Origin of the sequence: Magnetospirillum sp. 15-1 (assembly GCF_900184795.1) — a bacterium.
Classification (GTDB): Bacteria; Pseudomonadota; Alphaproteobacteria; order Rhodospirillales; family Magnetospirillaceae; genus Phaeospirillum.
The window spans coordinates 424021-442768 of sequence record NZ_FXXN01000027.1; the positions used below are offsets into that span (position 1 = coordinate 424021).

General features: G+C 65.3%; 21 protein-coding genes. 11 read left to right on the top strand and 10 right to left on the bottom strand.

The genetic code is table 11. From position 1 onward, the window contains the following. Positions 1 to 72: 72 nt before the first annotated feature. The 3 genes from CP958_RS20245 to CP958_RS20255 form a co-directional block, all read right to left on the bottom strand. Positions 73 to 1104 (bottom strand): OmpA family protein, encoded by a 1032-nt coding sequence (locus CP958_RS20245; RefSeq protein ID WP_096703994.1) that lies wholly within the window; start codon positions 1102 to 1104, stop codon positions 73 to 75. Positions 1105 to 1240: 136 nt separating this feature from the next. Next, positions 1241 to 2035: a CDP-diacylglycerol--serine O-phosphatidyltransferase gene (gene pssA / locus CP958_RS20250; protein ID WP_096703995.1), complete on the bottom strand. Its 795-nt coding sequence runs from the start codon at positions 2033 to 2035 to the stop codon at positions 1241 to 1243. After that, entirely contained in the window at positions 2035 to 2757 is a 723-nt protein-coding gene (locus CP958_RS20255) for a phosphatidylserine decarboxylase (protein WP_096703996.1), read from the bottom strand. The genes pssA and CP958_RS20255 overlap by 1 nt, the downstream gene beginning before the upstream one ends. Before the next feature lie 140 nt (positions 2758 to 2897). Here CP958_RS20255 and CP958_RS20260 point away from each other — a divergent pair, with 140 nt between their 5' ends. After that, a complete protein-coding gene (locus CP958_RS20260; RefSeq protein ID WP_096703997.1) occupies positions 2898 to 3413 on the top strand; it encodes a hypothetical protein in 516 nt (171 codons plus the stop codon). Positions 3414 to 3417: 4 nt separating this feature from the next. On the opposite strand, the gene CP958_RS20265 is transcribed toward CP958_RS20260, so the two are convergent. Beyond that, on the bottom strand, positions 3418 to 4359 hold the full coding sequence (locus CP958_RS20265; protein ID WP_096703998.1) for a LysM peptidoglycan-binding domain-containing protein: 942 nt from the start codon (positions 4357 to 4359) through the stop codon (positions 3418 to 3420). A 252-nt stretch (positions 4360 to 4611) separates the two neighbouring features. Here CP958_RS20265 and CP958_RS20270 point away from each other — a divergent pair, with 252 nt between their 5' ends. Together CP958_RS20270 and CP958_RS20275 are read left to right on the top strand one after the other, a co-directional pair. After that, positions 4612 to 6837, top strand: coding sequence for an NADP-dependent isocitrate dehydrogenase (locus CP958_RS20270; RefSeq protein ID WP_096703999.1), 2226 nt, complete (start codon positions 4612 to 4614; stop codon positions 6835 to 6837). 173 nt (positions 6838 to 7010) lie between these two features. Continuing rightward, complete coding sequence (locus tag CP958_RS20275; protein WP_096704000.1) at positions 7011 to 8225, top strand: NADP-dependent isocitrate dehydrogenase; 1215 nt, start codon at positions 7011 to 7013, stop codon at positions 8223 to 8225. A gap of 207 nt (positions 8226 to 8432) precedes the next feature. Here the strand turns inward: CP958_RS20275 and CP958_RS27400 are convergent, their stop codons facing one another. The 5 genes from CP958_RS27400 to CP958_RS20295 all read right to left on the bottom strand — a co-directional run bounded on the left by CP958_RS27400 (position 8433) and on the right by CP958_RS20295 (position 10409). Continuing rightward, positions 8433 to 8564 carry a hypothetical protein gene (locus CP958_RS27400; RefSeq protein ID WP_277948892.1) on the bottom strand — a complete coding sequence of 44 codons (132 nt, stop codon included), beginning with the start codon at positions 8562 to 8564 and terminating at the stop codon, positions 8433 to 8435. 153 nt (positions 8565 to 8717) lie between these two features. Continuing rightward, entirely contained in the window at positions 8718 to 9470 is a 753-nt protein-coding gene (gene fliP / locus CP958_RS20280; protein WP_096704001.1) for a flagellar type III secretion system pore protein FliP, read from the bottom strand. Further along, positions 9467 to 9790 carry a flagellar biosynthetic protein FliO gene (locus tag CP958_RS20285; RefSeq protein ID WP_096704002.1) on the bottom strand — a complete coding sequence of 108 codons (324 nt, stop codon included), beginning with the start codon at positions 9788 to 9790 and terminating at the stop codon, positions 9467 to 9469. Before CP958_RS20285 ends, fliP begins: the two co-directional genes overlap by 4 nt. 2 nt (positions 9791 to 9792) lie before the next feature. Then, the gene (locus CP958_RS20290) at positions 9793 to 10059 is read right to left on the bottom strand and encodes a hypothetical protein (protein ID WP_096704003.1); all 267 of its coding nucleotides are present in this window, start codon (positions 10057 to 10059) and stop codon (positions 9793 to 9795) included. Continuing rightward, complete coding sequence (locus tag CP958_RS20295) at positions 10056 to 10409, bottom strand: EscU/YscU/HrcU family type III secretion system export apparatus switch protein (RefSeq protein ID WP_096704208.1); 354 nt, start codon at positions 10407 to 10409, stop codon at positions 10056 to 10058. Before CP958_RS20295 ends, CP958_RS20290 begins: the two co-directional genes overlap by 4 nt. Before the next feature lie 203 nt (positions 10410 to 10612). Between CP958_RS20295 and flgB the strand changes: the two genes are divergently transcribed. The 8 genes from flgB to recA all read left to right on the top strand — a co-directional run bounded on the left by flgB (position 10613) and on the right by recA (position 17485). Then, positions 10613 to 11014 carry a flagellar basal body rod protein FlgB gene (gene flgB / locus CP958_RS20300; RefSeq protein WP_096704004.1) on the top strand — a complete coding sequence of 134 codons (402 nt, stop codon included), beginning with the start codon at positions 10613 to 10615 and terminating at the stop codon, positions 11012 to 11014. Positions 11015 to 11028: 14 nt separating this feature from the next. Continuing rightward, positions 11029 to 11439 (top strand): flagellar basal body rod protein FlgC, encoded by a 411-nt coding sequence (gene flgC / locus CP958_RS20305; RefSeq protein ID WP_096704005.1) that lies wholly within the window; start codon positions 11029 to 11031, stop codon positions 11437 to 11439. A 30-nt stretch (positions 11440 to 11469) separates the two neighbouring features. Further along, positions 11470 to 11781 carry a flagellar hook-basal body complex protein FliE gene (locus CP958_RS20310; RefSeq protein WP_096704006.1) on the top strand — a complete coding sequence of 104 codons (312 nt, stop codon included), beginning with the start codon at positions 11470 to 11472 and terminating at the stop codon, positions 11779 to 11781. A 15-nt stretch (positions 11782 to 11796) separates the two neighbouring features. Further along, a complete protein-coding gene (gene fliQ / locus CP958_RS20315) occupies positions 11797 to 12066 on the top strand; it encodes a flagellar biosynthesis protein FliQ (RefSeq protein WP_096704007.1) in 270 nt (89 codons plus the stop codon). Position 12067: 1 nt separating this feature from the next. Beyond that, the gene (fliR, locus tag CP958_RS20320; RefSeq protein WP_096704008.1) at positions 12068 to 12832 is read left to right on the top strand and encodes a flagellar biosynthetic protein FliR; all 765 of its coding nucleotides are present in this window, start codon (positions 12068 to 12070) and stop codon (positions 12830 to 12832) included. Positions 12833 to 12836: 4 nt separating this feature from the next. Beyond that, positions 12837 to 13904 (top strand): flagellar biosynthesis protein FlhB, encoded by a 1068-nt coding sequence (gene flhB, locus CP958_RS20325; RefSeq protein WP_096704009.1) that lies wholly within the window; start codon positions 12837 to 12839, stop codon positions 13902 to 13904. Continuing rightward, a complete protein-coding gene (locus tag CP958_RS20330) occupies positions 13894 to 16281 on the top strand; it encodes a PAS domain-containing sensor histidine kinase (protein ID WP_096704010.1) in 2388 nt (795 codons plus the stop codon). Before flhB ends, CP958_RS20330 begins: the two co-directional genes overlap by 11 nt. A 124-nt stretch (positions 16282 to 16405) precedes the next feature. Next, positions 16406 to 17485 (top strand): recombinase RecA, encoded by a 1080-nt coding sequence (gene recA / locus CP958_RS20335; protein WP_096704011.1) that lies wholly within the window; start codon positions 16406 to 16408, stop codon positions 17483 to 17485. Positions 17486 to 17844: 359 nt separating this feature from the next. Here recA and CP958_RS20340 read toward each other — a convergent pair whose 3' ends face one another. Next, the gene (locus tag CP958_RS20340) at positions 17845 to 18738 is read right to left on the bottom strand and encodes a LysR family transcriptional regulator (RefSeq protein WP_096704012.1); all 894 of its coding nucleotides are present in this window, start codon (positions 18736 to 18738) and stop codon (positions 17845 to 17847) included. Positions 18739 to 18748: the final 10 nt, after the last annotated feature.

Here is an 18748-nt window from a genome sequence, read left to right on the forward strand (position 1 = left end):
AGGCGGGGATGGGAATCGAAAAGGGCCCGGCCTTGCGGCCGAGCCCCTCCCGGTCTGTTGCGTCGCCGCCGATTAGGGCAGGACGATCTCGACGCGGCGGTTCTGCGGCTCGCGCACACCGTCGGGGGTCGGGACCATGGGCGACGACTTGCCCTTGGCGACCACGATGATCTGGTCGGCGGGGATGCCCATCTGCACCAGCTGCGCCTTGACGGCGGCACCGCGCTTCTCGGACAGGACCTGGTTGTACTTGGCGCTGCCCGACAGGTCGGTGTGGGCCGACAGGTCGATGCGGGCCGAGCCGGCCGACTTGGCGGCGCCGGCGGCCTGCTGCAGGACGCGGGCGGCCTCCGGGGTGATCTGCGCCTTGTCGAAGTCGAAGAACACGATGTAGTTCTTCTGCACCTGGGCGACGGGCTTGGGCGCCGGCATCGGAGCCGGGGCGGCGACGGGAACCGGAGCCGGGGCCGGAGCGGCCTTGGGCGCGTTGAACTTGTAGACGAAGCCCAGCATCACGCCGTGGTCGCGGTATTCCGAGTCCAGCTTGGTGCCGGCGGCCGACTTGGTCTCGTAGTCCAGGGTCGAGAAGTAGCGGTACTGGGCCTTCAGCTCGACATTCTCGTTGAGGTCGTAGCCCACACCGGCGAAGCCCTGATAGGCGAACTGCCAGTCGCTGCCGTTATAGGCGTCGACGCCGTTCTTCTTGGCCTTGCCGGCATCCACATAGGCGGTACCGATACCCAGGCCGACGAAGGGGTGCCAGCTGGACTGGGGCAGGAACTCGTAGACGCCGTTGATCATCGGGGCCAGGGCGGTGGTTTCGCCCTTGCCGCTGGCGCCGCCGACCTTGTCCAGATCGCTGGAGCGGTAGGACAGCTCACCCTCGACGCGCCACTGGCCGAAGCCGTAGCCAACCACGCCCTGGGTCAGCCAGCCCGCGTCGGATTCCGACTTGAGACCCGAAACGCCGTTCCCGCTGTTCTTGGAATCCTGCAGGAACTGGGCGCCGGCATCGAGGCCGACATACCACTGGGCCTGGGCGGCCACCGGGGCCAGGGCGCCGGCGACGACGGCCGCGGCGAGGAGGGACTTGATGCTGCGCATGGTTTTTTACCTTCCCATAAGGGTGCGAGGCGTTGAAAATCTGCCCCCATATGTACAGTCGCAGCCAGGTTCCGGCAAGGTTGCAGCGCCGCAGCGCAGCACGATCCTGGATGTCTGTTGCGGAAAAGCCACAGTGTTACGCAGACGGTATAGCCGGTTCGTCAGGGGTCGCCGCCTCGGCCTGGGCCTTGAGGCGGCGGAACGAGCGCAGGCTGAGCGGAATCAGGCCCAGATACAGGGAGCCGAGCGCCGAGAGGGTCAGCCACGGCTCGGTGACCAGGAAGGCAGCGGCCAGGCCGACGATCAGCAGGATGGGCAGCACCCAGCGATGGGGAATGCGCACCTTCTTGAACGAGAAGGTGGGAATCTTGCTGACCATCAGGAACGACACGCCCAGCAGGAACACCGAGACCACCGCCGGCTGGTCGAAGAAGCCGTTGCCGAACTGGATGGTGAAGACCAGCGGCATCAGCACCAGCCCGGCCGCCGCCGGGGCGGGGACGCCGGTGAAGAAGTTGTAGGCGTAGGACGGCAGATCGGGCTCGCCGATCATGGTGTTGAAGCGGGCGAGGCGCAGGGCGCAGCACACCGAGAACAGCAGCACCATGGCCCAGCCATAGGCACCGGCTCCCTGCATGGTCCAGAAATACAGCACCATGGCCGGGGCCACGCCGAAACTGACGAAATCGGACAGGGAATCCAGCTCGGCGCCGAACTTGGAGGTCCCCTGCAACAGGCGGGCGACCCGTCCGTCCAGCCCGTCCAGGATGGCGGCCAGCACGGTGGACATCACCGCTTCCTTCCACATGCCGTGGACGGCGAAGCGGATGGCGGTCAGCCCGGCGCACAGAGCCAGCAGCGTCAGGATGTTGGGGATCAGCTTGTTGATCGACAACCCCCGGATGCGGGGTGGGCGCTTGGGGCGGAACATCAGCGGATTTCCCCCTGGCGCCCCGCTTCGGTGGAGTCGAGGTCGGCCAGCACCGTCTCGCCGGCGATGATGCTCTGGCCCAGGCTGACCAGCGGCGACACGCCCTCGGGCAGATAGACGTCGACGCGCGAGCCGAAGCGAATCAGGCCGAAGCGCTGGCCGGCGCGCACCTGCTGGCCGTCCTTGAGGTCGCACTTGATGCGGCGGGCCACCAGCCCGGCGATCTGCACGAAGGCGATCTCGCGGCCGTCGGCGCGGCTCATGCGCACGCTCATGCGCTCGTTGTCGGCGCTGGCCTTGTCCAGCGAGGCGTCGAGGAACTTGCCGGGGCGGTACGAGCACTTGACGATGGTGCCGTCCACCGGGCAGCGGTTGATGTGCACCGAGAACACGCTCATGAACACCGAGATGCGCATGCGCGGCTCGTCGCCCATGTCCAGCTCGGGGGGCGGGGCGACCATGCCGACCATCTGCACCACGCCGTCGGCCGGGCTGATCACCAGGCCGTCTCGGGTGGGAGTGACCCGGTCGGGATCGCGGAAGAACCAGGCGCACCAGCAGGTGAGCAGCGCTCCGGCCCAGCCCAGCGGGCCCCAGATCTGCCCCAGCAGCAGGGCTCCCAGCGCGAACAATCCGACGAACGGCCAGCCTTCGCGGTTGATGGGGAACCAAAGATACTTGGTCAGGGAAATCTGCTGAGCCTGCACGCGCCACCTCCGAATGACCGCCCCCTACGATGGTGCGGGCGGTGTCCTTCCTATGGCCGGCCTTTTGGATTTTCATCCCGGTCGGCGGCATGATACTAGTGTGGTGGAATTGAAGTTCCTACCATGAATTTCGTCGAGGATCGGGCGGCGTCAGCATGTCCAAATCGAATGTGTTTTCCTTGGGCGGCATGAGCTTGCCGTTGGATATCGACGCGGTTCTCGAAGAGGCGGAGGCGCAGCCTCTGTCCACGGGCGATGGTCCGGTGGCTTTCGACTTCGGCTTTCGCTTCGTTCGCTTTGTCGCCCGGCTGGAACAGACGGGTGCCGTGGCCCAGCTCAAGCTGGTGGGCGACATGGGGCCCATGCCGTTCTCGGCGGAATCCCCGGCCGCCCGCTCCGGGCTGGCCGCCATCGTTGAATCCGGCAATTCGGTGCTGGGCGGCGGAACCTTCCGCATCGCCCAGGGACGCATCCTGCTGGGGGGCGAGACGAACGTGGCCATGCCGGTCTCGGCGGTGGGGCTGGTCTCGGCGGTGACGCGCTTTCTGGCGCCGGCCATTCCCTACATGGAACTGATCGCCATGTATATCCGCCCGCCCCTGGTTCCCGGCCGTCCGGGCGAAAGCGCCGTGCGACCGGAATGGCGCAAGTCCAAGGCCCGCGGCCGCTGAACCCTTACTTCGCCGGAACGCCGAACACCTGACCGGGATAGATGCGGTCGGGGTCCTTGATGCTGTCGCGGTTGGCCTCGAAGATCACCGTGTAGGCGATGCCCTGGCCGTAGAGGCGGCGGGCGATGCGCCACAGGGAATTGCCCCGCAACACCGTCACCGTCGTTCCGCCCTTGAGGCCGGCATCGTCGCTCCGGGTCCAGGCCGCCTCGACCCGGGCTTGGACCTTGCCCTTGTCGTCCACCTGATCGGCGCGCAGCATGTGGTTGCCCTTGCCCGGCGGCAGGGCCGCGGCCACCCGCCAGTTGCCCTCGGCATCGGCGGTGGCGCGGCCCAGCAGGCGGTTGTCCAGGTAGAGGTTGATCTTGGCCCCGGCGGGGGCGCGGCCGCTGACCGACATGCGGCCCTTGTCGTCGTTGTCGACGATGTCCAGGGACAGCCCGCCCTGGGTGGCGGCGCCCGGCCCCTGCAGGATGCGGCTGCTGCCGTCGCGTCCCGACCTGATGGCCAGCGCGGTACCCTGGCCGCGCGGCGGCACCACCAGCACCACGGTTTCACCGGATTCGGACTGGCTGCCGTCGGGATTGATCGCCTTCAGCCTGAGCTCGCGCGAGCCGGGGGGCAGGGGGGCGGCGGGCAGGAACACCCACTCGCCGCGTGCGTCGGCGATGGCCTGGCCCAGTTCCTTGTCGCCATCGATGATGATGACGCGGGCGCCGGGCTTGGCCCGGCCGGCGATGACCGCGTCGCCGCCGGCGTCGATGCGGACCACATCGAACGAGGGCTCGCCCGGGTCGGTCGCGGCGGTCGTGGAGGCGGCGCTGGGCGCCGGCGGAATCTGCGTCTCGATATCCGTCGTCTCGTCACGCTGGCTGCGTACGGCGAGCACGATGGCGATCACGGCGACGGCAAGCCCGATAAGGGCGACGAGCGTAGGCCGGTTCAAGGCGCCTCGCGAGGTGGTGGTGGTGGAAGCGGTCGCTACCCTAGTCCTAAATTCTCTCACTGTCACGGGCGGGAATCCGTAGTTCCCGCCTGTTTCATGTGTTTTAGGCCGCGCCTACCCGCCCATTTCCCCTCCCAACGAGTAGGATTGAGTCTTGCGTTCGCCGTCCCGAATGCTATCGTCCCGCGTTTGCCGCGTGGCGGGAAATCACGGGCGAACGACGGCATGGGCTTCCAGCGAGGGGTAAGAACGATGACGACCGCGAAAATCATCTGGACCAAGGTTGACGAGGCGCCGGCTCTGGCGACTTATTCTCTGCTGCCCATCGTCCAGGCTTTCACCGGGGCGGCCGGGGTCGCCGTCGAAACCCGCGACATCTCGCTGGCCGGCCGCATCATCGCCAATTTCCCCGAGGGACTGAAGCCCGAGCAGCGCATCGGCGACGAACTGGCCGAACTGGGCGAGCTGACGCTCAAGCCCGAAGCCAACATCATCAAGCTGCCCAACGTCAGCGCCTCGGTGCCGCAGCTCAAGGCGGCCATCAAGGAATTGCAGTCCCAGGGCTACGCCATTCCCGACTTCCCCGAGGACCCCAAGACCGACGCCGAGAAGGAGCTCAAGGCCCGCTTCGGTAAGGTTCTGGGCTCGGCCGTGAATCCGGTGCTGCGCGAAGGCAATTCCGATCGCCGCGCCGCCCTGTCGGTCAAGAACTACGCCCGCAAGAATCCCCACAAGATGGGCGCCTGGGCCGCTTCGTCCCAGTCCCACGTGGCCCACATGACGTCCGGCGATTTCTACGGCTCCGAGAAGTCGGTGACCGTTGCCGCCGCCACCGACGTCAAGATCGAGTTCCACGGCAAGGATGGCTCGATCCACGTGCTGAAGGCCAAGACCAAGCTCAAGGCCGGCGAGGTCATCGACGCCGCCGTGATGAGCACCAAGGCTCTGCGCGCCTTCTATGCCGAGCAGATCGCCGACGCCAAGTCCCAGCCGGGCCTGCTGCTGTCGCTGCACCTCAAGGCCACCATGATGAAGGTCTCGGACCCCGTCATGTTCGGCCATGCCGTCACCGTGTTCTTCAAGGACGTGTTCGAGAAGCACGCCGCCGCCATCAAGGATATCGGCGTCAACGTCAACAACGGCTTCGGCGACCTGATCGCCAAGCTGGACAAGCTGCCCGCCGCCAAGAAGGCCGAGATCGAGGCCGACATCAAGGCCGCCTACGACAATGGCCCGGCGCTGGCCATGGTCAATTCCGACAAGGGCATCACCAATCTGCATGTGCCGTCCGACGTCATCGTCGACGCCTCCATGCCCGCCATGATCCGTGATTCTGGCCGCATGTGGGGCACCGACGGCAAGCTGCACGACACCAAGGCCATGATCCCCGATCGCTGCTATGCCCGCATCTATCAGGTGGTCATCGACGACTGCAAGAAGCACGGCGCCTTTGATCCCAAGACCATGGGCAGCGTGCCGAATGTGGGCCTGATGGCCCAGAAGGCCGAGGAATACGGCAGCCACGACAAGACCTTCGAAATCTCCGCCCCCGGCCTGGTCCGCGTGGTGGATGAAAACGACACGATCCTGCTGGAGCAGACGGTCGAGGCCGGCGACATCTTCCGCGCCTGCCAGACCAAGGACGCGCCGATCCAGGATTGGGTCAAGCTGGCCGTCACCCGCGCCCGGCTGTCCAATACGCCCGCCATCTTCTGGCTGGACAGGAACCGCGCCCACGACGCCCAGATCATCGCCAAGGTGGAGAAGTACCTGAAGGACCACGACACCAAGGGTCTGGACATCTCCATCAAGACCCCGGAAGAAGCCATCGCCGTTTCGTTGGAGCGTATCCGCAAGGGCCAGGACACCATCTCGGTGACCGGCAACGTGCTGCGCGACTACCTGACCGACCTGTTCCCCATCCTGGAGCTGGGCACCTCGGCCAAGATGCTGTCCATCGTTCCGCTGATGGCGGGCGGCGGCCTGTTCGAGACCGGTGCCGGCGGCTCGGCCCCCAAGCACGTGCAGCAGTTCCAGGAGGAAGGCTATCTCCGCTGGGATTCCCTGGGCGAGTTCCTGGCGCTCGGCGTGTCGCTGGAGCATCTGGCCCAGACCTTCAAGAATCCCAAGGCCCAGGTGCTGGCCGATACCCTGGATCAGGCCAACGCCAAGATCCTCGACAACAACCGCTCGCCGGCCCGCAAGGTGGGCGAGCTGGACAATCGCGGCAGCCACTTCTACCTGGCTCTGTACTGGGCGCAGGCCCTGGCCGAGCAGACCAAGGACAAGGAGCTGGCCGCCCGCTTCGTTCCGCTGGCCAAGGTGCTGACCGAGAACGAGGCCAAGATCAACGCCGAGCTGATCGCCGCCCAGGGCAAGCCGGTGGACATGGGCGGCTATTACAGCCCCGACGACGCCAAGACCTCGGCCGCCATGCGTCCGAGCGCCACCTTGAACGCGGCCCTGGCCGCCATCTAATTCCGGCTCGGCGGCGGCGGGAGATGCGAACTCCCGCCGTCCCGGTCCGGGTCCGCCACCGTCAGTGAGTTGGTGGGCCGCCTCGTCAAAAGGCTTGGAGAACAAGCTCGTGGGGCGGGCCGCTGGAGACAAGCAGATCTATTGGGCCTTTCGCACCCCGAGGAACACCGTCAATGAAGAAGATCAAAGTCGCAAACCCGATCGTCGAGCTGGACGGCGACGAGATGACCCGGATCATCTGGAAGTTCATCAAGGACAAGCTGATCCTGCCCTACCTGGATGTCGATCTGAAGTACTACGATCTGGGCATCGAATACCGCGACAAGACCGACGACAAGGTGACGGTCGAGGCCTCGGAGGCCATCAGGAAGTATGGCGTCGGCGTCAAATGCGCCACCATCACCCCCGACGAGGCGCGGGTGAAGGAATTCAACCTCAAGAAGATGTGGAAGTCGCCCAACGGCACCATCCGCAACATCCTCGACGGCACCGTGTTCCGCGAGCCGATCATCTGCAAGAACGTACCGCGTCTGGTGCCGGGCTGGACCAAGCCCATCGTCATCGGCCGCCATGCCTTCGGCGACCAGTACAAGGCCACCGACTTCAAGGTGCCCGGCCCCGGCAAGCTGACCATCAAGTTCGTCGGCAATGACGGCGAGACCATCGAGCACGAAGTGTTCGACTTCCCCGGCGCCGGCGTCGCCATGGGCATGTACAACCTGGACGAGTCCATTTATGGCTTCGCCCGGGCCTGCCTGAACTATGGCCTGCAGAAGAAGTGGCCGGTGTATCTCTCCACCAAGAACACCATCCTCAAGGCCTATGACGGCCGCTTCAAGGATATCTTCCAGGACGTGTTCGAGAAGGAATTCAAGGCCGAGTACGACAAGCTGGGCATCACCTACGAGCACCGCCTGATCGACGACATGGTCGCCTCGGCGCTCAAGTGGTCGGGCGAGTTCGTGTGGGCCTGCAAGAACTATGACGGTGACGTGCAGTCCGATACCGTGGCCCAGGGCTTCGGCTCGCTGGGCCTGATGACCTCGGTGCTGATGAGCCCCGACGGCAAGGTGGTCGAGGCCGAGGCCGCCCACGGCACGGTGACGCGCCACTACCGCGAGCACCAGAAGGGCAAGGAGACCTCGACCAATCCCATCGCGTCGATCTTCGCCTGGACCCGTGGCCTGTTCTACCGCGCCCAGTTCGACAATACCCCCGAGGTGGCGAAGTTCGCCCAGTCCCTCGAGGAAGTGTGCGTCGAGACCGTGGAAGCCGGCTTCATGACCAAGGACCTGGCCATCCTGATCGGCCCCGGCCAGTCGTGGCTGACCACCCAGCAGTTCCTGGACAAGCTGGACGAGAACCTGAAGAAGAAGATGGGCCTCTAGAGCGGCGCGCCTCAAATATGAGGCGCGCCGCTCCAGCGCCCGTTGAGGGCGCGGCCAAGGGCGCGGAGGCGCCCGCCCGGCGAGGGAAAATGATAAGGCCTATAGCGTGTGCACATTTTGGGCATCACGCTATAAGGCCCCTCCGACCGTCGGGTCGAAAAAGAACCCCGCCGGGGCATTCGCCCGGCGGGGTTTTTTATGATCCGTTCAACGGGCGCAGAACGCTTCGATGCGTCGCCGCATTTCGTCGTGGGCGCGGTCGAGTTCGTTCAGCTGGCTCCGAATCCGGGCCATGGTGGCGCCGAAGCCGGCGCGGAATTTGTCGAGATCAAAGGACATTCTTCCGGATTCCCCTTGCTTGGAATTCGGCCCCTCGTTGGGGGTTGACTAAAGTATGTCATAAGAACGTCAACACAATTCGCTCCGGGCATTAACCGAATTTAAACGATTGTGCGATGCAGCATCACATCTCGATTTGGTTGCTGTCCGTGATTACCCGTAGCTCTGGACCAGCGAGCCCACCACCAGATACCAGCCGTCCACCATGACGAAGAAGATCAGCTTGAACGGCAGCGAGATCATGGCCGGCGGGATCATCATCATGCCCATGCTCATCAGCACCGAGGCGATGACCATGTCGATGATCAGGAAGGGCAGGAAGATCAGGAAGCCGATCTCGAAGGCGCGGCGCAGCTCGCTGATCATGAAGGCGGGAATCAGGGCCTTGAGCGGCGCGTCCTCGACCTTCTCCACTTCCTTGGCGCGCGACAGGTCCATGAACAACTTCAGGTCCTGGGGGCGGACGTGCTTGCTCATGAAGCCGTGGAACGGCTTGACGGCGCGCTCGAAGCCCTCGATTTCGTCCAGATGGCCATCCATCACCGGCTGGATGCCGTCGGTCCAGGCCTTCTCGAAGGTGGGCGCCATGACGAAGGCGGTGAGGAACATAGCCAGGCTGACCATCACCGTGTTGGGCGGGCTCTGCTGGGTGCCCAGCGCCTGACGCAGGAAGCCCAGCACCACCACGAAGCGGGTGAACGAGGTGACCATCACCAGGATGCTTGGCGCCACCGACAGGACGGTGGTCAGCGCGATCAGCTGGATGATGCGCGAGGTGGCGCTGGCCTGGGGGCCGCCCAGGTCGATGTTCAGAGACTGGGCCAGCACCGGCCCGGCCGCCAGGGCGGTCAGGATACCGATGGCGGCGGCCAGGATCCCCCGGCGGCGGGAGGGCAGGCGGGTCATGCTCCGGTCTCCGGCTTGGGCGTCCCCGGTTTGCCCGGGGGAATTGCGAAGGCGGCGCGGGGGCAGTCGGTTTCCACCACCACGGGCTGCCCGCCGCCCAGGACCAGCAGGTGCTCGCGGTCGTCGCGTCGCACCAGGACAAGACGATGTTTCACGTCCAGCGTCAAGGATTCCACCACGGCCAGCCGCCGTCCGGGGCCGCCGCTCCGTCCGGCCATCATGCCCGGCAGGCGTTGGCGCACCACCCACAGCACGCCGAAGATCAGTCCCAGCACCGCCACCAGTGACAGGATGAAGCGCAGGTAATGGGCTGAATCCATGCTCAGGCGTCCAGGGAGGTCGGATTGTGGCGCTGGGTCAGCGCGGCGGCCAGCCGGTCCAGGTCGGCGACCAGGGCTTCGAGACCGGGGCGAAAGGCCGCCCCCTCGGTCCGCTCCAGGCCGAGAACCGCGCCGCAGACGAAGCGCACCCGCCCTTCCAGGGCGGCGAGGTCCACCTCGGTGCCGGTGGCCAGCAGGCGTCTGGCGGTTCCCACCAGGGTGGCCGCCTTTTCCAGTTCCTGGCGGACGGCGTCGGATTCGGTGCTCATGCGGCGCCTCCCGGCGGCGGCGGCTCGCCCATGGCGGCATTGGCGCGATAGACATAGGCCAGAATCTCGGCCACGGCGACGAAGGCCTCCACCGGAATGACGGTGTCGACCTCGACGGCGGCCAGCACCTCGGCCAGATCGGGATCGGTGCGGACCTTCACCCCGTGGGCGAAGGCCAGTTGCAGAATCTGCTCGGCCACCGCGCCGCGGCCCGAGGCGGTGACGGTGGGCAGGCCGGGATTGTCGGGGTCGTCGGAGAGCGCCACGGCCACCTGACGGCGGTGGGGTTTGGCGGCGGCCTTGGCCTGCTCGCTCTCCGCCTCCTCGTCCCAAATATCCCTGTTGCCCATCGACCGGCTTCCCAGCGGGTTCATCAGCGTTCACAATGGGCTCGGCGCGCTTAAAATTCGTTTAAGCCGGCGGCGGCTGAACCCGCGTGAAAGCACAGGCTTTACCGAATCTTAAAAGGGTCGGGCGGATAGTAATCGTGGCGAGTCGGGTCCGCCCGCCCATGGATCTGGCCCATCGGCCTGGATAGCGAAGGTTTCGCGGAATGTACGACGATCTCGGCATTTTCAAGATGGCCAAGGCGCAGATGGACTGGATTGCCCAGCGCCAGGAGGTGCTGGCCGGCAACATCGCCAACGCCAACACGCCCCGCTACCTGCCCAAGGACCTGAAGGAACCCGACTTCAAGGCCGTGCTGGCCGGAACCACCGAACCCGACGTGGGGGTGGTGGCCACCAATTCCAAGCACATCGTGCCCGAGGTCTCGCCCAGCCCCTTCAAGGCGCAGACCCAGCGGCGCACCTACGAATCCACGCCCGACGGCAATGCCGTTATCCTGGAAGAGCAGATGGCGAAGATCGGCGACGCCAATTCCAAGTACAACGCGGCCGCCGCGCTGTTCCAGAAGTACCAGAAGATGATCAAGACCGCCTCGGGCAGCCGGTAACCGAAGAGACCGTCATGGACGAACTCAGCAAAAGCACGACCATCGCCATTTCGGGCATGAAGGTACAGTCGCAGCGCCTGCGCGTGATCTCGGAGAATCTCGCCAATTCCGATTCGCTGGCCCAGACGCCCGAGGGGCTGCCCTATCGCCGCAAGGTGATGACCTTCAAGAACGAGCTGGACCGCGCCAACGGCACCACCCTGGTCAAGGTGGACAAGGTGCGGGGCGATACCGCCGAGTTCCAGCGCCGCTACGACCCCAAGCATCCGGCCGCCGACCGCGACGGCTATGTGCTGGCGCCCAACGTCAATCCGCTGATCGAGATGATGGACATGCGCGAGGCCCAGCGCAGCTACGAGGCCAACATGAACGTCATCAATACCTCCCGCTCGCTGCTGTCGCGCACCATCGATATGTTGCGCTAGGGCCAGATGCCGCGTTAAGGATTTGCCATCATGACTTCCAGCCTCACCAACGCCATCTCCGCCTACAAGACCGCCGCCAATCCGTTCGAATCGGTGGGCAAGACCTCCGAGGCCGAGGGCAACGGCACCGATTTCGCCAGCGTGCTCAAGGATGCCGCCAAGGTGGCGGTGGGCGATGCCAAATCGGCGGAAAAGGCCTCCATGTCCGCCATCGCCGGCAAGGCCGACATCCGCGAGGTGGTGGCCGCCGTCGCCAATGCGGAAATGACCCTGGAAACCGTGGTCAACGTCCGCGACAAGGTGATCAACGCCTATAACGAAATCCTGCGCATGCCCATCTGATCGGGTGTGGGTTAGATGACCGAGCCCGAGCTTATCGACATCGCCCGCGAAACCATCATCGTCATGCTCAAGGTGGCGGCACCCACCCTGCTGACCGGCCTTGTGGTGGGTCTGGTCATCTCCATCTTCCAGACGCTGACCCAGATTCAGGAACAGACCCTGACCTTCGTGCCGAAGATGCTGTTGGTCTTCGCCTCCATGATCCTGTTCCTGCCGTTCATGCTGCACTCGCTGAGCGAGTTCTGGAGGCTGGTCATGGACCGCGTCGTCGCCGGCGGCGGTTAACGTGCTGACCGAGCTCCTGCAACTGGACATCTTCCGCTTCTTTCTGGTCTTCACCCGCATCGGCGCGGCCCTGATGCTGTTTCCCGGCTTGGGCGGCTCGCTGGTCTCGACCCGCATCCGCCTGCTACTGGCGCTTTCGGTCGCCTTCGTGATGCTGCCGGTGGTGGGAGTCAGCCTGCCGCCGGTGCCCAGGAGCGTGGGCGGCATGGTGCTGGCGGTGTTCGGCGAGGCGGTGGTCGGCATCTATCTCGGCACGGTGATCATGGTCATCATGTCGACGCTGAACATGGCGGGATCGATGATCGGCTACCAGACCGGCCTGACCAACGCCTTTTCGTTCGACCCCATCGCCCAGCAGCAGAGCCAGTTGCTGACCGGCTTCCTGTCCAATATCGGGCTGGTGGCGGTGTTCGCCACCGACCTGCACCACCTCATGTTCCAGGCGGTATTCGAGTCCTATATCCTGTTCCCCCCCGGCCAGCCGTTGCAGTTCGGCGATTATGCCGAGACGCTGGGCCATCTGGTCACCGAGACCTTCAAGGTCGGAACCCAGTTCGCGGCGCCGCTGGTGGTGTTCGGGCTGGTGTTCTATTCCGGCCTCGGTCTGCTGTCGCGGCTGGTGCCCCAGTTGCAGGTATTCTTCGTCGGCATGCCGGTACAGGTGATGGTCGGCATGTGGCTGTTCATGATGTCGCTGCCGCTGATCATTTCCCTGTTCCTGCGCTTCTTCGAATCCGGCCTCATGCCTTACATACAGCCGAGGTAGGGGCATGGCCGAAGACGCCGAAGACAAAACAGAAGACCCAACAGACCGAAAACTGACGCAGGCCCGCGAGCAGGGCAACATCCCCACCTCCCAGGAGGTGAAGATCTGGGCGGGTCTGGTCGGCGCCCTGGTCGTCGTTTCCCTGTTCGCCCCCTACATGGCGCGGGACGTCAAACGCCTGCTGATTCCCTTCATCGAGCACCCCCACGCCTTTCCCATGGAGCAGCCCGACGTGGGGCGGATCCTGGCCGAGATAACCGTCAGCATCATCAAGGTCCTGATCCTGCCCATGATGCTGCTGATGGTCCTGGCGGTGGCCTCGGCCATGGCCCAGAGCGGCCTGATGTTCCTGCCCGACAAGCTGACGGTGGATTTCAGCAAGCTGAGTCCCATGAAGGGCATCACGCGCATCTTCTCGGGCCGCAACCTCGTCGAGTTCGTGAAGTCGCTGTTCAAGGTGGGCGCCATCGGCTTCGTCATCTTCCTGATACTCAGGTCGCATATGAGCGAGTATGCGGGGCTGGCGGCGCTGGACCTGATGGCCATGCTGGATTACCTGCGCCATCAGGTGATCGCCATGATCATGGTGGTGGTGCTGATGGTGTTCGTCCTGGCCGCCGCCGACTGGTTCTATCAGCGCTGGGCGTTCACGCAGCAGATGAAGATGACCAAGCAGGAGATCAAGGACGAGCACAAGCAGACCGAAGGCGATCCCATGATCAAGGGCCGCCTGCGGGCCCTGCGCATGCAGCGCGCCCGCCAGCGCATGATGGCGGCGGTGCCCAAGGCCAGCGTGGTGGTGACCAACCCGACCCACTATGCGGTGGCGCTGCAATACGACCAGGAATCCATGGGCGCTCCCGTCCTGGTGGCCAAGGGCGTCGACCTGATCGCCAAGCGCATCCGCGACCTCGCCACCGAGAACGAGGTGCCCATCGTCGAGAACCCGCCGCTGGCCCGTGCGCTCTACGCCACCGTCGAACTGGACGAGGAAATCCCGCCCGAGCACTATAAGACCGTGGCGGAAATCATCGGTTACGTCATGAAGTTGAAGGGCGAACTTGCGAACTGACGCGGCCATTCCCTCTCCGCTGATCCTCAGCCTGGCCGCCTCGGTGGCCGGAACCGCCGCGCTGGGCATGGCCGAGGCCGGCTGGCCCGCCATCTCCGCCGCCGCCTTGGTGGCCGCGGTGTCCGGCGGCATGCTGCTGCTGCGCGCCCGCCGCCCGGCCGGCCGAGCCCCGATCCTGGCCGGAGCGCTGGAATCCGAAAGCCGCGCCGTCCTGGTGGTGGCCTCCACCGGCGGGGAGCTCTATCGCAATCAGGCGGCGCGCCGCCTGTTGGGCGGTGCCGCCGATCCCCTGGCCCCGCTCAAGGCGCTGGCCGCCGATGACGATCGCGCCCTGGCCGAGATGGAGCGTCTCGACGCCGCCGCCGCGGTGGGGGCGCCGCGGCGCACCGAGGTGACCCTGGTCTCGGCGGGGGGCGGGCGTGAGTGGTTCGCGCTCGAGGTCCGGCCGGCGGGCAACTCCCAGGCGGTGGCCTGGGTCGCCGAGGACGTCAGTTCGCGCCGCGCCATCGAGGAGACCCTGCGGCGCGAGAACGAACTGCTGTCGGACTTCGTCGACCTGCTGCCGGTGGGCTGCTACTCGGCCGATGCCGACGGCACGGTGCGCTACGTCAACCAGCGCTTGGCCGAATGGCTGGGCAAGAGCGGCGACGAGATCGTCGGCTACAATCTGGCCGAGGTGTTCGGCACCGTTCCCAACCCGGAGGAGGAGCGGGCCGAGTTGCGCCTGCGCGGCCGCTCGGGCGAGGTGTTCCAGGCTCTGGTCGCCCATTCGGTGTTCGACGAGGGCGGCGAGATGTTCACCCGCTCCGTGGTGGTGCGCGACCTGGTGCCGGAGCAGCAGTGGGAAAAGGCGCTGCGCGCCGCCGAACGCCGCTTCCGCTGGCTGTTCGACGATGCTCCCGTCGGCATCGCCCTGGTGGATCTGGATGGGGCCATCGGCGCCTGCAATCTGGCGCTGCAGGCCATGCTGGGCATCGACCGCGACGACATGATCGGCCGCGCCGTCATCGACGTCATCGCCGAGGAGAACCGGGCGCCGGCCTCGGAGCAATTGGGCAAGGTGATCGCCGGTTCCACTCCCGGCACCCATCTGGAGGTACGCCTCAAGGGGCGGCGTAACCTGATCGCCCAACTGTTCGTCAGTCCCAGTCACGAGGACGGCGACATCTCCGGTCTGGTGATCCACTTCATCGACGCCACCGAGCAGCGCAATCTGGAGATGCAGTTTGCCCAAAGCCAGAAGATGCAGGCCATGGGCCAACTGGCCGGCGGGGTGGCCCACGACTTCAACAACCTGCTGACCGCCATGATCGGCTTTTGCGACCTGCTGCTGCAGCGCCACGGGGCCGGCGACCCCAGCTTCGCCGACATCATGCAGGTCAAGCAGAACGCCAACCGCGCCGCCTCGCTGGTCCGCCAGTTGCTGGCCTTCTCCCGCCGCCAGGCCCTGCAGCCCCGCCTGCTGAACGTCACCGACGCCCTGGCCGAGCTGTCCAACCTGCTGCGCCGCTTGCTGGGCGAGACCATCGAACTGCGCATGACCCACGGCCGCGCCCTGGGGCTGGTGCGCGTCGACCCCGGCCAGTTCGATCAGGTCATCATCAACCTTGCCGTCAATGCCCGTGACGCCATGCCGGGCGGCGGCGCGCTCACCATCCGCACCAACGCCGTCCACGTGGACCAGCCGGTGCAGCGCGGCCCCGAACTGATGCCGGCCGGCGATTACGTGCAGATCGAGGTGGCCGATACCGGCACCGGCATCGGCAAGGAGAATCTGGCCCGCATCTTCGAGCCGTTCTTCTCCACCAAGGAGGTGGGAGCCGGCACCGGCTTGGGCCTGTCCACCGTCTATGGCATCGTGCGCCAGACCGACGGCTTCATCTTCGTGGAATCCGAGCCCGGCCAGGGCGCCACCTTCTCCATCTACCTGCCGCGCATCGACGCCGACCCGGCGGCCGAGACCAAACGCCCCGCCCAGCAGACCGAGACGGTGGGCGCCGACCTCACCGGCTCGGGCACCATCTTGCTGGTCGAGGACGAGGACGCCGTCCGCCTGTTCGGGGCCCGCGCCCTCCGGAACAAGGGCTATACGGTGATCGAGGCCCGTTCGGGCGAGCAGGCCATGGAGGTGCTGAACGGCGGCGAGCCCATCCAGGTCCTCATCTCGGACGTGGTCATGCCCGGCATGGACGGCGTGACGCTCGCCCGCTTCGTCCGCATGGAGCGCCCGGCCATCAAGGTGATCCTCATCTCCGGCTATTCCGAGGACGTCGCACGCGACGGCATCGATCCCGACGCCGGCATCCATTTTCTCCCCAAGCCCTTCTCGCTCAAGCAGCTGGCCGGGGCGGTCAAGCAGGTGATGGAAGAGGGATAGCAAACCGTTCCAAGAACCCAATCAGAACAAATGCGAACAATTCCCTTTGCGTTCTCCTCTCGTTCGTGTAGCGTAATCCTCGTTGCGGAACCGCCCGGTTCAGGATAGATGAAGGGGAACGGCCATGTCGCAGGCTGCGTTGCGTCTCGTGGACAAGGATACCATGGATAGACAGAAGGCTTTGGAAGCCGCCGTCAGCCAGATCGAGCGGGCGTTCGGCAAGGGCTCCATCATGAAGATGGGCCAGAAGGATCAGGTGGTCGAGGCCGAGGTGGTCTCCACCGGGTCGCTGGGCCTGGATGTGGCGCTGGGCATCGGCGGCCTGCCGCGCGGCCGCATCATCGAGATCTACGGGCCGGAAAGCTCGGGCAAGACCACCCTGGCGCTGCACGTCATCGCCGAGGCCCAGAAGAAGGGTGGTACCTGTGCCTTCGTCGACGCCGAGCACGCCCTTGATCCCATCTATGCCCGCAAGCTGGGCGTCAACCTGGACGAACTGCTGATCAGCCAGCCCGACGCCGGCGAGCAGGCGTTGGAAATCGCCGACACCCTGGTGCGCTCCGGTGCCATCGACGTGCTGGTGGTGGACTCGGTGGCCGCCCTGGTGCCGCGTGCCGAGCTGGAAGGCGAGATGGGCGACAACCACATGGGCCTGCACGCCCGCCTGATGAGCCAGGCGCTGCGCAAGCTGACCGGTTCGGTGTCCAAATCCAAGACCATCGTCATCTTCATCAACCAGATCCGCATGAAGATCGGCGTGATGTTCGGCAATCCGGAAACCACCACCGGCGGCAACGCGCTGAAGTTCTATGCCTCGGTGCGCATGGAAATCCGCCGGGTCGGCGCCATCAAGGACCGGGACGAGGTGGTGGGCAACCAGACCCGCGTCAAGGTGGTGAAGAACAAGATGGCCCCGCCGTTCAAGGTGGTGGATTTCGACATCATGTACGGCGAGGGCGTCTCCAAGATGGGCGAGCTCATCGATTTGGGCGTCAAGGCCAGCGTGGTGGAGAAGTCGGGGGCGTGGTTCTCCTACAACTCCACCCGCATCGGCCAGGGGCGCGAGAACGCCAAGCAGTTCCTGCGCGACAACCCGGCCATGGCCGCCGAGATCGAAGGCACCATCCGCCAGAATGCTGGCCTGATCTCCGACGCCCTGGCCGCCGGCCCCGGCGATCTGGACGGCGCTCCCGTCGAGGAATAGCCGGGGCGGACATTCGACCGTTACAAAAAAGGCTATCCGCTGGAAGGCGGATAGCCTTTCTGCGTGAGGGAGGGAGGGCTGTCGCCGTTCCGCCAAAAAGAAACCCCCCGGTTATGCACCGGGGGGTAAGTCAAACAGGGAGGCTTCACGTCTAGGAGACGTAGGGTCCGAAGACCCGAAACCCAGGCATTGCACCTGGGAACGAGGTGGCGGAAACCGCCGATCTCGGGACCTGTTGCGGTGCAACAAGTCGTAAGTACTCATGTACGGCATAGCGGCCATTTGAACCACACCAAAAACCAGGACAGAGGCATGCGATCAGCGCATGCCTTGGCTTTTCAGGTAGGGTTTTTGCCGGATCAGGCGCTTTCGGCGATCTTGGAAAGCAGGAAGTCGCGGAACACCGTGATGCGCTTGGAATGGCGCAATTCCTCGGGGTAGACGAAATACGTCTCCACCTTGGGGCCCTTCAGTTCGGGCAGGATGTGGACCAGCGCCTCGGCTTCGCCGCGCAGGTATTCCGGCATGGCGGCTATCCCCAAGCCGCTTTTGACGGCGCGGTAGATGCCGTAGATATTGTTGACCTCCAGCACCGGCCGGCGCGGCCGGTCGGGGGAGGCACCGGCTTCCAGCAGCCAGTTGACATTGGACACCGGGGCCGAGACGCGGGTGTCGTCGCCGTAGACGATGATGCGGTGGTTGTCCAGATCATCGGCGGATTTGGGGATGCCGTATTGTTCGATATATGACGGTGAAGCGAACACCGCGTAGTTCATGGACATCAGGTGACGCTGGATCAGATCGGGCTGGCGCGGCGGCATCATGCGGATGGCCACGTCGGCCTCGCGCATGGCCAGGTCCAGTTCGCCGTCGAACAGCACCATGGTCACCGCGATCTCGGGATAGAGATCGAGGAATTCCTTGATGCGCGGCGTCAGCCACAGCGAGCCGAAGGCCACGGTGGTGGTGATCTTCAGCGGCCCCTGGGCGCGCTCGCGGCTTTCGGTGAGCAGCGCCTCGGTCATGGCCAGTTTGGAGAACACGTCGCGGGCGGTCCGGTAGAGCAGTTCTCCCTGCTCGGTAAGGATCAGCCCACGGGCGTGGCGATGGAACAGGGGCAGGTTAAGGCTTTCCTCCAGCGCGCTGATCTGGCGGCTGACGGCCGATTGGCTGAGATTGAGTACTTCGCCCGCATGGGTGAAGCTGCCCGCCTCGGCGACGGCATGGAAAACCCTAAGCTTATCCCAGTCCATGGTACGACCG